This window comes from Roseateles sp. NT4, assembly GCF_051857475.1.
GTDB lineage: Bacteria > Pseudomonadota > Gammaproteobacteria > Burkholderiales > Burkholderiaceae_C > Pelomonas.
In genome coordinates this window covers 1057169-1071152 of sequence record NZ_JBPZGZ010000001.1, presented here as the reverse complement: position 1 = coordinate 1071152, position 13984 = coordinate 1057169, and the positions used below count along the sequence as shown (strand labels likewise).

Annotated in this window: 17 protein-coding genes; 12 read left to right on the top strand and 5 right to left on the bottom strand. The window is 67.4% G+C overall.

Translation table 11 applies throughout. From position 1 onward, the window contains the following. The first annotated feature begins 53 nt into the window (after positions 1-53). The 3 genes from ACS5PN_RS05040 to ACS5PN_RS05030 all read left to right on the top strand — a co-directional run bounded on the left by ACS5PN_RS05040 (position 54) and on the right by ACS5PN_RS05030 (position 2920). On the top strand, positions 54-1160 hold the full coding sequence (locus tag ACS5PN_RS05040; RefSeq protein ID WP_439462840.1) for an SLC13 family permease: 1107 nt from the start codon (positions 54-56) through the stop codon (positions 1158-1160). Between the two features lie 92 nt (positions 1161-1252). Further along, a complete protein-coding gene (locus tag ACS5PN_RS05035; protein WP_439462839.1) occupies positions 1253-1900 on the top strand; it encodes a DUF47 domain-containing protein in 648 nt (215 codons plus the stop codon). A gap of 9 nt (positions 1901-1909) precedes the next feature. Then, entirely contained in the window at positions 1910-2920 is a 1011-nt protein-coding gene (locus tag ACS5PN_RS05030) for an inorganic phosphate transporter (RefSeq protein ID WP_439462838.1), read from the top strand. Here ACS5PN_RS05030 and ACS5PN_RS05025 read toward each other — a convergent pair. Together ACS5PN_RS05025 and ACS5PN_RS05020 are read right to left on the bottom strand one after the other, a co-directional pair. Further along, positions 2914-3342, bottom strand: coding sequence for a hypothetical protein (locus ACS5PN_RS05025; protein ID WP_439462837.1), 429 nt, complete (start codon positions 3340-3342; stop codon positions 2914-2916). The genes ACS5PN_RS05030 and ACS5PN_RS05025 overlap by 7 nt on opposite strands. Further along, positions 3339-3890: a GNAT family N-acetyltransferase gene (locus ACS5PN_RS05020; protein WP_439462836.1), complete on the bottom strand. Its 552-nt coding sequence runs from the start codon at positions 3888-3890 to the stop codon at positions 3339-3341. The genes ACS5PN_RS05025 and ACS5PN_RS05020 overlap by 4 nt, the downstream gene beginning before the upstream one ends. Positions 3891-4092: 202 nt before the next feature. On the opposite strand from ACS5PN_RS05020, the gene rpsP reads away from it, so the two are divergent. The 9 genes from rpsP (at position 4093) to ACS5PN_RS04975 (ending at position 10333) form a co-directional block, all read left to right on the top strand. Beyond that, positions 4093-4353: a 30S ribosomal protein S16 gene (gene rpsP, locus ACS5PN_RS05015; RefSeq protein ID WP_439462835.1), complete on the top strand. Its 261-nt coding sequence runs from the start codon at positions 4093-4095 to the stop codon at positions 4351-4353. A gap of 81 nt (positions 4354-4434) precedes the next feature. After that, positions 4435-4950 (top strand): ribosome maturation factor RimM, encoded by a 516-nt coding sequence (gene rimM / locus ACS5PN_RS05010; RefSeq protein WP_439462834.1) that lies wholly within the window; start codon positions 4435-4437, stop codon positions 4948-4950. Positions 4951-4959: 9 nt separating this feature from the next. Next, positions 4960-5700: a tRNA (guanosine(37)-N1)-methyltransferase TrmD gene (gene trmD, locus ACS5PN_RS05005; RefSeq protein WP_439462833.1), complete on the top strand. Its 741-nt coding sequence runs from the start codon at positions 4960-4962 to the stop codon at positions 5698-5700. 135 nt (positions 5701-5835) lie between these two features. Next, positions 5836-6189 (top strand): 50S ribosomal protein L19, encoded by a 354-nt coding sequence (rplS, locus tag ACS5PN_RS05000; protein ID WP_056201923.1) that lies wholly within the window; start codon positions 5836-5838, stop codon positions 6187-6189. Between the two features lie 120 nt (positions 6190-6309). Next, on the top strand, positions 6310-6993 hold the full coding sequence (locus tag ACS5PN_RS04995; RefSeq protein WP_439462832.1) for a CoA pyrophosphatase: 684 nt from the start codon (positions 6310-6312) through the stop codon (positions 6991-6993). Positions 6994-7016: 23 nt separating this feature from the next. After that, the gene (locus ACS5PN_RS04990; protein ID WP_439462831.1) at positions 7017-8006 is read left to right on the top strand and encodes a CobD/CbiB family protein; all 990 of its coding nucleotides are present in this window, start codon (positions 7017-7019) and stop codon (positions 8004-8006) included. A 7-nt stretch (positions 8007-8013) separates the two neighbouring features. Continuing rightward, positions 8014-9039, top strand: a complete 1026-nt coding sequence (cobT, locus tag ACS5PN_RS04985; protein ID WP_439462830.1) for a nicotinate-nucleotide--dimethylbenzimidazole phosphoribosyltransferase — start codon at positions 8014-8016, stop codon at positions 9037-9039. A gap of 5 nt (positions 9040-9044) precedes the next feature. Then, the gene (gene cobS, locus ACS5PN_RS04980; protein ID WP_439462829.1) at positions 9045-9806 is read left to right on the top strand and encodes an adenosylcobinamide-GDP ribazoletransferase; all 762 of its coding nucleotides are present in this window, start codon (positions 9045-9047) and stop codon (positions 9804-9806) included. 5 nt (positions 9807-9811) lie between these two features. Beyond that, entirely contained in the window at positions 9812-10333 is a 522-nt protein-coding gene (locus ACS5PN_RS04975; protein ID WP_439462828.1) for a histidine phosphatase family protein, read from the top strand. On the opposite strand, the gene ACS5PN_RS04970 is transcribed toward ACS5PN_RS04975, so the two are convergent. The 3 genes from ACS5PN_RS04970 to ACS5PN_RS04960 form a co-directional block, all read right to left on the bottom strand. Further along, a complete protein-coding gene (locus tag ACS5PN_RS04970) occupies positions 10308-12302 on the bottom strand; it encodes a prolyl oligopeptidase family serine peptidase (RefSeq protein ID WP_439462827.1) in 1995 nt (664 codons plus the stop codon). The two genes, ACS5PN_RS04975 and ACS5PN_RS04970, sit on opposite strands and share 26 nt — an antisense overlap. Before the next feature lie 80 nt (positions 12303-12382). Then, a complete protein-coding gene (locus ACS5PN_RS04965; protein WP_439462826.1) occupies positions 12383-13231 on the bottom strand; it encodes a Tim44 domain-containing protein in 849 nt (282 codons plus the stop codon). Between the two features lie 48 nt (positions 13232-13279). After that, positions 13280-13984 carry an SDR family NAD(P)-dependent oxidoreductase gene (locus ACS5PN_RS04960; protein ID WP_439462825.1) on the bottom strand — a complete coding sequence of 235 codons (705 nt, stop codon included), beginning with the start codon at positions 13982-13984 and terminating at the stop codon, positions 13280-13282.

Sequence of the window (13984 nt, the reverse complement as noted above, 5' to 3'; positions counted from 1 at the left end):
CGGAGATCCGGTTGATGTCTGCGCCTTTCGAGGGAAGAAACCCACTCGTCAGGGTGTTGCGCGGCCTGCGCGAGGACCGGTTCTTCCAGATCCTGCTGGTGGGGCTGCTGCTGCTCAGCCTGTACGCGCCGGGGCGCATTTCGGGCTATGGGTCGCTGGTCGATTGGCCCACCATCGCCGCGCTGACCGGCTTGCTGGCGCTCACCAAGGGTCTGGAGCTCAGCGGCGCGCTGAATCGCCTGGGGCACAGGCTGATCGACGCCATGCCCACGGAGCGCTCCGCCGCGCTCGCCCTCGTGGCCGCCGCAGCGCTGCTGTCCACGGTGCTGACCAACGACGTCGCCCTGTTCGTCGTCGTGCCGCTGACCCTGGGCGTCTGCCGCCTCGCGCGCATGCCTGCCACCAAGCTCATCGTGTTCGAGGCCCTGGCCGTGAATGCCGGCTCAGCGCTGACGCCCATCGGCAACCCGCAGAACCTCTTCCTCTGGCAACTGGGTCAGGTGTCGTTCGGCGCCTTCATCTGGCATCTGCTGCCGCTGGTCGTGGCGCTGACGGCGGCGTTGCTCGTGCTGACGGCGCTCGCCTTCGACGGCAAGGCCATCGAGGTGCACGACGAGGCCCCGCCTGCGCCTCTGGATCACCGGCTGCTGGCCCTATCGCTGGCCCTGTACCTGCCGTTCCTGATCGCCACGGACATGCATCACGCCGGCTGGGCAGTCGCAGCGGTCCTTGCGATCCTCCTGCTCGCGCGGCCGGGCGTGCTGGCGCAACTCGACTGGGGCCTGCTGCTGGTCTTCGTGCTGATGTTCATCGACCTGCGCCTGCTGGCCGGGTTGCCGGTGGTGCACAAAGCGATGCTCGGCCTGGGGCTGGAACGGCCGCTGAACCTGTACGCTGCGGCCATTGGTGCGAGCCAGGTCATCAGCAACGTGCCGGCGGCCATCGCGCTGGCCGAGTATTCGAAGGACTGGCGCGTGATCGCCTATGGCGTGAACGTCGGCGGCTTCGGGTTGATGGTCGGCTCCTTGGCCAACCTGATCGCGCTGCGGCTGTCGGGTGACCGCCGGGCCTGGCTGAGTTTCCATGCCTATGCAATCCCCGCGCTGCTGGTCGCAGCGGCCGTCGGGTACGGGCTGCTGTTCGTCGCGGGGCTGAATTGAAAGGTTGCTGGCCTCATCCTTGAGTCACCGTGATGACGATTTCGTGACAGCGCCCGGTAAACTCCGCGCCTTCGAGAGATCCAAGGACGCCCATGCTGTTTGGCAAGCTGCTGCCCCGTGAGGGCAATTTTTTTGAGTTGTTCAATGAGCATGGTGGCTTCATCCTGGAAGGCGCGCGCGCCTTCCAGAAAATGATCGAGAACTATGCCGACCCGGTGCTGCGCCAGCAATATGCGGAAGAGGTCGACAAAGCCGAGCATGCTGCCGACCGCGTCACTGCCGAGGTGAACCGGCTGCTGCACCGCACCTTCATCACGCCCATCGACCGCGAGCAGATCCACGGCCTGATCAACGCGATGGACGACATCCTCGACCTGCTGCAGGACTCGTCGGAGACGCTGTCGCTGTACGACGTGCGCGCTGTGCCTGAGCAGGTGCTGCAGCTGTGCACGCTGTCGGTGCGTTGCTGCGAGCGTGTCCAGCATGCCGTCACCCTGCTGCCGCACCTCAGCAAGCCCGCCACGACCGAGGCTGCGCTGAAGACCTGCGAGGAGATCGACCGACTCGAGTCCGATGCCGACCGCGTCATGCGCTCGGCCATGTCGCGCCTGTTCCGCGAGCAGGAGGATGTGCGCGAGCTGATCAAGCTCAAGGCCATCTATGAGCAGCTGGAATCCATCTCCGACCGCTGTGAGGACGTGGCCAATCTGATCGAGGGCATCGTCCTCGAGAACTCCTGATCGGCGCTCATGGCATCCGCTGAGATCGCCTTCTGGGTGGTGGCCCTGCTGGTCGTGCTGGCCCTGCTGTTCGACTTCATGAACGGCTTCCACGACGCGGCCAACTCCATCGCCACCGTCGTCTCCACCGGCGTGCTGAAGCCCCAGCAGGCCGTGCTGTTCGCTGCCTTCTTCAACGTCGTCGCCATCGCCTTCTTCCAGTTGAAGGTGGCTGCCACCATTGGCAAGGGCATCGTCGAGCCGGGCGTCGTCGACCATCACGTCGTCTTCGGGGCGCTGATAGGCGCCATCTTCTGGAACGGCATCACCTGGTGGTGGGGCATTCCGTCCAGCTCTTCGCATGCGCTGATCGGCGGCATCGCTGGTGCCGTCGTTGCCAAGGCCGGCCCTTCGGCCCTGGTGGCGGGCGGCATCTGGAAGACCGTCGCCTTCATCATCGTTTCGCCGCTGCTGGGCTATCTGCTGGGCTCGCTGATGATGGTCATCGTGGCCTGGATCTGCCGGCACAAGTCACCCATCCGCATCGACCGCTGGTTCCGGCGGCTGCAACTGGTGTCGGCGGGTCTCTACAGCCTGGGCCACGGCGGCAACGATGCGCAGAAGACCATCGGCCTGATCTGGATGCTGCTGATCGCGGCCGGCATGGTCAGCGTCGGCGACAAGGCGCCGCCCAGCTGGGTCATCGTCGCCTGCTATATCGCCATCGGCATGGGCACCATGTTCGGCGGTTGGCGCATTGTGCAGACCATGGGTCAGCGCATCACCAAGCTCAAGCCGGTCGGCGGCTTCTGCGCCGAAACGGGTGGGGCGATCACGCTCTTCCTGGCAACGGCCCTGGGCATCCCGGTGTCGACGACCCACACCATCACCGGTGCCATCGTCGGCGTGGGCTCGGTGCAGCGCCCCTCGGCCGTGCGCTGGGGTGTGGCCGGCAGCATCGTCTGGGCGTGGATCTTCACGATCCCGGCCGCCGCGTTGATGGCCGGCGTCTGCTACTGGATCAGCTTCGCGATCTACTGACCCGCCTGGGATTCGAAGTAGCGCTGGGCGCTGAAGGCGATGGTCGCCATCAGCGCCGTGCCGCCGAACAGCAGGCAGAGCACGACGCCGATGATGGCCGCCCAGCCGCCCGTGCTGGCCGGCCGGCCAGCGTTGAAGCGTTCGTTCCAGCGCTCATCCGGCGTCAGGCCGTAGACGATGCCACCCAGCAGGGCCGCGACGAGGCTCAGGCCGAGGAAGGGAATCAGCACCCAGGCCAGCCGGTCATCCTGGCCGAGATGGTCCATGCGGTTCAGGCCCACCAGGCCCAGCAGGGTCGGCAACGGAAAAGCCCAGGCCCAGCGATCCCTGAGACCATGCAGATAGAAGCGATGCAGGCCGAAGACGCCGACCAGCAAGGCCAGCCAGGTCGCGACGGCCTTGTGTTTGGTGCCGGAGCTCATTCGGCCGGGGATGTGCTGTCGCCCTGACCCAGCGGGCGCTGCATCAGCACCACGTCCAGCCAGCGGCCGAACTTCCAGCCCGCGCTCTTCAGCACGCCGGTGTGCTCGAAACCCAACGCCGTGTGCACGCCGACCGAGCCGGCGTTGGCGGCGTCGCCGATGACGGCCAGCATCTGGCGCGCGCCGGCAGCCTCACAGCGCGCCATCAGCTCGGCCAGCAGCAGCCGGCCGACGCCCTGACCCTGCGCGGCAGGGGACAGATAGATGGAGTCCTCGACGCAAAAGCGATAAGCGAGGCGAGGGCGGAAATAGTTGGCGTAGGCGTAGCCCAGCACCTGGCCCTCACGCTCGGCAACCAGCCAGGGCAGGTTGCGGCCCAGCACCTCGGAACGGCGGCGTGCCATTTCGTCGACGCCCGGGACTTCGGTTTCGAAGGTGCCGGTTCCTTCCAGCACAGCCTGGCCATAGATGGCCTGGATGGCGGCGAGGTCGGCGTCGGTGCTGGGGCGGATGGTCAGGGGCGAAATGGCGGCGGCGGGCTGTGACATCTGTCGGATTTGGAAGCTACTCAACAAGGGTTCAACCGAGTTTATAATGCTCGGTTTTCGGCGCTGGTCGCACTCCTTTCAAGGCTTTGAAAAGGGCTGCGGCGTATCTACAGTGGCTGGCCCTGCAGGGGGTTCCTGCTTTTCGACTTGCTCGCCCTGAGTGTCTCCTCGTGCGGTAGTCACCCAATTTTTAGGAAACATCATGGTTGTGATTCGTCTGGCCCGCGGCGGCTCCAAGAAGCGCCCCTTCTACAACATCGTCGTCGCCAACAGCCGCCAACGTCGTGACGGCCGCTTCATCGAGCGCGTCGGCTTCTACAACCCCGTCGCTTCCGGCGCTGCCGAGAAGCTGCGCGTCGAGCAGGACCGCGTGAGCTACTGGCTCGGTGTCGGCGCCCAGCTGTCGCCCACCGTGGCCCGCCTGGTTGGCGAAGCCAAGACGGTGGCTGTCGCCGCCGCCTGATTCGGCGTGGCAGGCAACAAGCCTCAGCAAGACGGCGCCTCGGCGCCGTCTTTTGCTTCCTGGCCCGAAGATCTGCTCCCCGTGGGCCGCATCCTTGACGCCTGGGGCATCAAGGGCGGCCTCAAGGTGCAGGCCTACTCGGCCGACGCGGACGCGCTGTTCAGCGCCAAGCGCTGGTATCTGAAGTCGACCGGCCCCAAGCCCGGCCAACTGATCCTGGCCGTGAAATCGGTACGGGAGCAGGGCGAAGGCATCGTCGCCACGGCCGAAGGCGTGGACGACCGCAATGCCGCCGAAGCCCTGCGTGGCCACGAGATCCACATTCCCCGCAGCGACTTCCCGCGCACGCCCGATGGCGAGTACTACTGGGTGGACCTGATCGGCCTGGACGTCGTCAACCGCGAGTCGCAGGCCCTGGGCCGCGTCATCGGTCTCATCGACACCGGCCCGCATGCGGTGCTGCGCATCCTGCCGCCTGGCGTGGAAGAGCCCGCCAAGCCCGATCAGGAAAGGCTGATCCCCTTTGTCGGCAACTTCATCGACGACGTGAATCTTGAAGCGAAGCGGATCACGGTCGACTGGGGTCTCGACTTCTGAGCTGAAGCCATGCGCTTCGACGTCCTGACGATCTTTCCGGAGCTGTTCGCGCCGCATCTGACGCATGGCGTCACGCGGCGCGCCTTCGAGAGCCGTCAGGTCGACGTGCGCATGTGGCCGCTGCGCGATTTCGCTGAAGACAACTACCGCCGCGTCGACGACCGCACCTATGGCGGCGGCCCCGGCATGGTCATGCTGGCCGAGCCGCTGGAGAAAGCTTTGGCTGCCGTCAAGGCCGATCGGGGCCAGGCAGAACCCGCCGTCATCCACTTCACGCCGACGGGCGCCCGCATCGACCAGGCCCTCGTGCAGGAACTGGCCGCTGGCCCCGGCGCCATCCTTCTCTGCGGCCGCTACGAAGGCATCGACCAGCGCGTGCTGGACCGCCATGTGACGCTGGAACTCAGCCTGGGTGACTTCGTGCTGTCGGGCGGCGAGCTGCCCGCCATCACGCTGCTGGATGCCGTGGCGCGCCTGCAGGACGGCGTGCTGGGCGATGCAAAGTCCCATGAGCAGGACAGCTTCTCTGACGGTCTGCTCGATTGCCCGCACTACAGCCGCCCCGAGGTGCTGGCCGACGGCCGCGAGGTGCCACCCGTGCTGCTGTCCGGCCACCACGCCGACATCAAGCGCTGGCGCCGCGAGCAGTCGCTGGCGCTGACGGCCGCACGCCGTCCCGACCTGATCGCGGCCGCTCGCGCCGCCGGCCGTCTGAGCAAGGCCGACGAGGCCTTCCTGGCCAAGCGCTAGGCAAAACCCGCATCCGCGGGCTATACTTGTGGGCTGTCCGATCCTCTGGCGGGTCGAGTGGTCTGGCTTCACACCCATGAAGCTGGCTGCAAACATCCCGATAAATAGCGAGCCGCCAAGATCCCAGGAGTACAGATGAACCTGATCCAAACCCTTGAGCAAGAAGAAATTGCTCGCCTGAACAAGACGATTCCCCCGTTCGCCCCCGGCGACACCGTGATCGTCAGCGTCAACGTCGTTGAAGGCACCCGCAAGCGCGTGCAGGCCTACGAAGGCGTCGTGATCGCCAAGCGCAACCGCGGCCTGAACAGCAGCTTCATCGTCCGCAAGATCTCCAGCGGCGAAGGCGTCGAGCGTACCTTCCAGCTGTACAGCCCCCTGATCGCCACGATCGAAGTCAAGCGCCGCGGTGACGTCCGCCGTGCCAAGCTGTACTACCTCCGCCAGCGTTCGGGCAAGTCGGCACGTATCAAGGAAAAACTCGCCTAAGCGAGTTTTCGTCGAAGTTGATGGCGGCGCTTGCGGCGCCGTTAACGCAGACAAAAGCTGGCTTCACTCCAGCCAAAGCCGCCGGGAGCTACGCTCTAGGCGGCTTTTGTTTTTCTACGCATGACCCGCCCCGCCATCACCCAACCGCAGCTCGCGCCCGTCACGAGCGTCGATGACCACCTCCCTGCTGTAACCGATCTCGCCCTGACGGCTTCGGCCATCCGCGCCCGCCTCGCGGCCGCGGCGGCCTGGACGCCCGAGTTCGCCGGTGATGGCGGCCTGTTCGCCAATCGCGAGCCGGCCGGTGCTGCCGTCCTCATCCCGCTGGTGCAGCGCGAGGCCGGCCTGAATCTGCTGCTGACCCGCCGCACCGACCATCTTCGTGACCACGCGGGCCAGATCAGCTTTCCCGGCGGCCGCGTCGAACCCGAAGACGACGGCCCCGTCGCTACAGCCTTGCGCGAGACCGAGGAAGAGATCGGTCTGTCGCGCCAGCACATCGAAGTCATCGGCCAATTGCCCGTCTACTCGACGGTGACGGCCTTCCAGGTGACGCCCGTGGTCGGCCTTGTCGAGCCGGGCTTCACGCTGAAGCTGGACGACTTCGAGGTCGCGGAGGCCTTCGAGGTGCCGCTGGCCTTTTTGATGAATCCCGCCCACCACCGCCATCACCGTTTCGAGTTCGCGGGTACCGAACGGCGCTTCCTGTCCATGCCCTGGCAAGGGGTCGAGCGCGAGTACTTCATCTGGGGCGCGACGGCGGCGATGTTGCGCAACTTCTACCGACTGCTCAGCGACGCCTGAGCGCGCCACTATCATCCCGGCCCATGAATTTCTTCGCGGTGCTGCTGGCTCTGCTGTGTGAGCAACTCAAGCCCCTGAGGCATGGCAACCGCGTGCACCAGTCGGTCATCGGCTGGGTGCGCTGGACGGGCCGTAACTTCGACGCGGGCGACGAGCACCATGCCGCCATCGTCTGGGCCATCACGGTCCTGGTGCCCGGCCTGGTGGTCGCGCTGATCTACTGGGCCTTGCGGCATTTCAGCGTGCTGCTGGCCCTGGGGCTGGATGTCCTCATCCTCTACCTGACCCTGGGCTTCCGCCAGTTCAGCCACTACTACACCGACATCCGTGATGCGCTGGAGCGCGGCGACGACGCGACCGCGCGTCAGTTGCTGGCCGAATGGCGCCATCTGGACGCGAGCGAGCTGCCGCGCACCGAGCTGATCCGCCACGTCATCGAGCATTCCCTGCTTGCCGCGCATCGCCATGTCTTCGGCGTGTTCTTCTGGTTCATCGTCTGCTCGACGATCGGCCTGGGCCCGGCCGGCGCGGTGCTCTATCGCATGGCCGAGTTTGCCGGCCGCTACTGGGCCTTCAAGAGCCGCACCCTCGACGCACCGACCAATCCCCGCCTGCTCGCGCTGTCGCGTCAAGCCTTCGGCCTCATCGACCATGTGCCCGCTCGCATGACGGCGACCGGCTTTGCCATCGTCGGCAACTTCGAGGAAGCCGTGAACGGCTGGCGCCGCGACGCCAGCCTCTGGCTGCATTCCAACGAAGGCATCATCCTCGCGTCGGCGGCCGGTGCTGTCGGCCTGCAACTCGGCGGCGCGGCAGCCCCCGGCGTCACGCCGGATCGCAGCAAGACCTTCGATGCAGGCTCCGAACCCGAGTCGACCGGTGCTGCCGGCTCGACGGCCGGTGCACCGCCCCAGCTCGGCCACCTGCAAAGCGTTGTCGGCCTGGTCTGGCGCTCCGTCGTGCTGTGGATGCTGCTGCTCGCCTTGCTGACCCTCGCCAACCTCGTCGGCTGATCCCCTCATGAACTTTCCCGAACTGCCGGCGCTCGCCGAGCCTGGACTGGGCGCCCGTGTCCAGCACGCCCTTGACCACAAGACCAAGCCCCTGGGGGCGCTGGGCCGCATCGAGGCCCTGGCCCTGCAGCTGGCGCTGATCCAGGGCGTCGAGCGACCCGCGCTGCGAGAGCCGCAGCTGGTTGTCTATGCCGCCGACCATGGCTTGTCCAAGCGTGGCGTGTCGGCCTACCCGCGTGAAGTCACGCCGCAGATGGTTGGCAACATGCTCGCCGGCGGCGCGGCCGTCTCCGTGCTTGCACGGCAGCAGAGACTGGCGCTGACAATTGCCGATTGCGGCGTGGATGCACCACGCGCCGAGGGCGCTGTCGATCTGCGCATTGCTGCCGGAACGGCGGATGCCAGCGTGGGGCCTGCCATGACCCTCGAACAGGCCGAGCTTGCGCTGCGCAACGGCATGGCCCTCGTCGAGCGCCTGCCGGGCAATGCGCTGCTGCTGGGCGAAATGGGCATAGGCAACACGTCCTCGGCCAGCCTGCTGATGCAGCGCCTGACCGGTCTGCCGCTGCCCGACTGTGTCGGGCGTGGCACGGGCCTGGACGATGCCGGCCTGGCGCGCAAGCTCGGCGTGCTGGGCGAAGCCCTGGCCTCGAACGCAATCGCCCAGACGCCGCTGCAGATCGCCGCAGCTCTCGGCGGTTTTGAGATCGTCACCATGGCCGGCAGCGTCATCGCTGCTGCGGCCCAGCGCCGAGTCATCCTCGTCGATGGCTTCATCACGACGGCAGCCGTCGTGTTGGCCGAGGCGCTGCGTCCTGGCGTACTGGCGGCCTGTGTGTTCGCCCATCGCTCGGCCGAGGGCCCGCACGCACGCTGGCTGCAGCAACTGGGCGTGCGCCCGCTGCTGGACCTGGACCTGCGCCTGGGCGAGGGCAGTGGCGCGGCCCTGGCCTGGCCGCTGCTGACGGCGGCCTGCGCGCTGCTGGCCGACATGGCCAGCTTCGAGAGCGCCGGGGTCAGCAACAAGGACTGACGGCGGTGCGCCTTTTCCTCGTCGCGCTGCAGTTCCTGACGCGGCTGCCGGTGCGGCTGGAGCGCTTCGAGCCTGGCTGGCTGAACGACTGCGTGCGTCACTTTCCGCTGGTCGGTGCATTGGTCGGCACGGTCGGCGCTGTGGTTCTCGTAGGAGCCGCTCAACTCTGGCCGGCTTGGGTGGCCGCCCTGCTGGCCTTGACCGCCACGGTCGCCCTGACCGGCGGCTTCCACGAGGATGGCCTGGCCGATACCTTCGACGCGCTGGGCGGCGTTGTCAGCCGCGAGAAGGCCCTCGTCATCATGAAGGACTCGCGCATCGGCAGCTATGGCGCTCTGGCCCTGGGCCTGAGCCTGCTGCTGCGCGCGGCGCTGGTGGCCGTGCTGGCTGCACGGCCGCTGTGGGGCGCGGTTGCTGCGTTGCTGGCCAGCCATACGTTCGCGCGGGCGGCGGCGGTGGGCGTCATGGTCAGCCTGCCTTATGGTGGCGACGTGGAGCACGCCAAGGCAAAGCCTTTGGCCTTGGCCGTGGCGCCGCGCAACTTCAGCATCGCGCTCGGCTGGTGCGGTCTGCTGGGCCTGGCGCTGGTCGTTGCCGGTGTCCATCTGCCCCGCCTGCTGGTGGCGACCTGCGTGGCCGCCGTCGTCGCGCTGCTGATGCGCCAGTGGCTGAAGCGCCGCCTGGGCGGCTATACCGGCGACGGCCTGGGGGCCACCGAACAACTGGCAGAGATCGCCGTGCTGCTGGCCTTCACGGCCTCGTTCTGAATGCCGTGTTCACGATCTGGCGCCACCCCAAGCCTGTCGGCGCTGAAGGGCGTTGCATAGGCGGCCGCACCGACCTGCCGGTGGACCCGCGCAAGGCCAAGCGCCTGGCCCATCGCATCCGCACTCATGCACGGAGAAACATGCTGGCGCGCGAGGTCGTCACGTCTCCGTTGGCGCGATCTGCCGCCGTGGGGCGCTGGCTGGAGCGCTGGGGCTTTCGCTGGCAGATCGACCCGGCCCTCGCCGAAATGGACTTCGGCCGCTGGGACGGTCAATCCTGGCGCGACATTCCGGCCGAAGAATTCGAGCGCTGGATGCGCGACTTCCGTAGCTTCGATTTCGATGGCGGCGAGTCGCTGAACGCGCTGCTGGCACGCGCCGCGGGCTGGCAGCCGCCTTGTGCACTGGCCGTGGGCCACGGCGGCTGGATCAATGCCCGCCATTGGCAGGGCGGGCTGCCGACACCGTCGACCTGGCCGCGCCCGCCCGCCTACGGCAGGCCTACTTCAATACCGTCTGCTGCATGAACAGCACGGTGGCATAGGCCTGGTAGTCCTGGTTGTCCTTCTTCTGGAAACCATGGCCCTCGTTCTCGGCGCGCAGATACCAGACCGGCGTGCCGCCCTGGCGAACGGTCGCGACGATCTGCTCGGCCTCGGTATAGGGCACACGCGGGTCGTTCTTGCCCTGGACGACGAAAAGGGGCTTCTTGATCTTGGCCGCATTGGTCAGCGGTGAGATCTTCTCGAGGTGGGCCTTCATGGCCGGGTCGCGCTCGTCGCCGTATTCAACGCGGCGCAGGTCGCGGCGGTAGCTCTCGGTGTTGTTCAGGAAGGTCACGAAATGCGAGATGCCGACGACATCGATGGAGCCGGCAATGCGATCAGGGTAGTGGGTCGACACGGCCAGCGTCATGTAGCCGCCGTAGCTGCCGCCCGTGACCAAAACGCTTGAGGCGTCGAGGTCGGGCTGGGTCGCGATCCAGTCGAACAGGGCACCGATGTCCTTGACCGAATCCTCGCGCTTGAAGCCGTTGTCCATGGCCAGGAAGCTCTTGCCGTAGCCGCTGGAGCCGCGCACATTGGGCTGGATCAGGGCCATGCCCAGTTCCTGCACGTAGTAGGCGTTGCGGCCCAGGAAGCCGAAGCTGGCCTGGGACTCGGGGCCGCCGTGGATGGAGATCAGCACCGGGCGCTTGCCGGTGAACTTCTTGGGCGGCGGCGTCAGCAGGCCCGAGATCGTCGTGCCGTCAAAGCTCTTCCAGCGCACGATCTTCTGTTCGCTGAAGCCCGAGGTGTCGACAGCACCCGCGGCACGCGTCCACTGCTGAACCTTGCCGTCGCTGCCCAGCGAGTAGATCTGACTCGGCCCTTGGGCATTGCTGATGGAGAAGGCCAGTTCGCTGTTGCCAGGGTGATAGGACGCGGCGCCGACATTGCCGTTCGGCAGCGTGGCCGGCGCTGAGACTTCCTTGGCCGTCGCGGCGTCGAAGAAATGCAGTTCGTCGCGGCCGTCCACATTGAACTGTGCGGCCAGTTGGCTGCGGTCCTCGGTCAGCGTGACGCCGCTGAGGTCCCAGGGGATGTGGCCGCTGACGCGGTCGATGCGGCCGCTGGCCAGGTCCAGCTTCATCAGCTCGCGGAACTCGCCGGCGCGGTCGCTGGCGATCCACAGCGAGCGGCCGTCGGCCGTCCAGCCCGTCGGCGAATAGCTGGCCTTGGCCTCCTTGCTGCCTACGGCGGGCGCGACCTGCTTGGCCACGCCGCTGTCGAGATCCATCATCCAGATCTGTGACTCATTGGCCGACAGATAGCGCGTCAACGTCACCAGTCGCTCGTCGGGCGAGGGGCGGCCGGCGGCCCAACCGCCGCCGTCCAGTTCGACCAGCTTGCGGCGCGCTTCGGGCTTCTCGGGGTCCATCAGCCACAGGGTGGTCGTGATCTTGCTGCGCTTGCCGCCCTCGGCCGTGCGGTCGATGGGCAAGGAGGAATAGATCAGCCGGCCGCTCTTGCGCAGCCAGGTGTTGATGCTGTGGCGCTCGTCGGGGCTGGTCAGCAGCACCGGCTGGGCGCCGGCGATGTTCAGCGGCAGCCGATAGATCTGGGCCACCTCGTTGCCGCCGGTGGCGCGCTCGAAGACGATGTACTGGCCGTTGCGCGGCTCATAGGTGGCACGGGTGACGGGGTCGACGCCGTCGGTCAACTGCACGCCCTCGGACAGCGGCGTGGTCACGCGGAAGATCTGGGCCGTGTTGGCGCCGGCCTTGCGGTGGCTGACCAGCATCTCGCGCTGGGTCGGGTGCCAGTCGGCGAAGGCGTGGCCGCGGAAGTCGTTGTAGCGGCCGATGGAGTCGGCCAGGCTTTGGGGCACAGGCGGGATGCCCTGGGCCACCAGATTGGCGTTGGGGGCGACGACGGCCGTTGGGGCTGTAGCGGATGCGCAGGCGGCCAGCAGGGCCGTGCTCAGCATGCAGACGGGAAGGGAAAAACGAATCATGGGGCCTCAAAAGGGAATGGGCGCTCGAAGCGCCCATTCTCGGTCGGGTCGGACTCGGGGCTAACCCGCTGTGCCTGTGGTCATGCCGTTTGCTGGATGCCGGCGATCAGCCAGCCGTCGCCGGCCTTGACCAGATGCCAGACCTCGTCGAAGTTCTCGGCGGCCTGCTCACTCTGCTCGCGCACAAGGCCTGAGAAGCGCACCGAGACGATCTGCTGGCCCTCCTCGGTCGCCACGTCGACGACATGGGCGTCGAGCTGCAGCACCTCGGTGCGCTGGGTCTGGCTGCCGCGTTCCAGCAGGTCGCCCTGGATGCTGGCGTACATCTGCGGTGTCGTGAAGCGGCGCAGGTCGGCCTGATCGCCTGCGTCGTTGGCGGCCTGCAGGCGGATGAAGACCTGCTTGGCCAGCTTCTCGAAACCGGCCGCGTCAAAGTCGGCCGTTGCAGCCGCTGCGGCGCCAGACGCTGCAACGGGTGCCGGGTTCCAGGCTGGCTCGTCAGCGCGCAGGTTGACGCCGTTGGCACCGGCCAGTTGCGGCTTGGGCGAGGCGAAGCGGCGCATCACGAAGCGGAGGATGGCGAAAGCGGCCACGGCCAGCAGGGCGATCATCATGAAGTTGGCCAGGCCTTCGCCAAAGCCGAGATGGCTGGCCAGCGCGGCCAGGCCCAGGCCCGCGGCCAGGCCGGCGATGGGGCCGAGCCAGGAGCGCTTGGGTGCCGCGGCGGGGGCAGCGGCGGGCGCTGCGGCCTGCTTGTTGGGGGCGGCCTGCTGGGGCGCCGGCTGCTGGGCGGGCGGCGTCTGCGGTGCGGTCTGGGTGGGCACGCTGCGCTTGATGCCGCCGCCGCCCAGGCGCTTGGCTTCAGCGTCGTGGGTGGGCAGAGCGACGGCCAGCAGGGCGGCCAGGGTCACAGCGAGGATGCGGTTCAAGTGGATCTCCAGAAGCGAGCCCGAAGCTGCAGGCTCAATTCAGGATTTTCAAGCGTCCCGGATGTCGGCAACGACGGTTTTTCCGAAGTCTGACCGCATGCAATACCGAACAATCGCGGCCGCCGTGGCGTCGGCCGCCTGCAGTTGGCCGCCGTCCTTCAAGCCCTGGAAGCGCGTCTGCTCGGGGAAGCGGGCCGGATCGGCGCCACGCAGCTGGACCTGCATGTCGGTGTCGATGACGCCGGGTGCCAGCGAGACGATGCCGACATCGGGCTCTTCCAGCGCCAGCGCGCGGCTGAGGTGGTCCAGCCCGGCCTTGATGGCGCAGTAGGCAGCACTGCCGGCCATGGCACGCCGGCCCAGGCCTGAGGAGATGTTGAGGATGCGCCGTGTCGGCACGCCGGCGGTCTCGGCCAGAAAGACGCGGCTCAGCAGCGTGGGGGCTTCCAGGCCGACGCGCAAAGCGGCGGACAGTTCCCCGAGGTCGGATGCCGCCAGCGGACCGGGCTCGCTGAGCAGGGCGGCGTTGTTGATCAGCGTGGCGCTCTGCCAGCCGGTGTTTGCGCGCAGCCAGGCCTGCAGGCGTTCGGCAGCAGCCTGGGGTTCGGCGAGGTCGACGGCCCATTGTTCGGCCTGCAACGCGGGGTTGGTCTTGCGGGCGATGCCGACCACGGTGTTGCCGGCTTGCGTGAGCTGCTGGACCAGCCCGGCGCCCAGGCCGCGCGAGCTGCCGGTGACGATGTAGAGATGCAT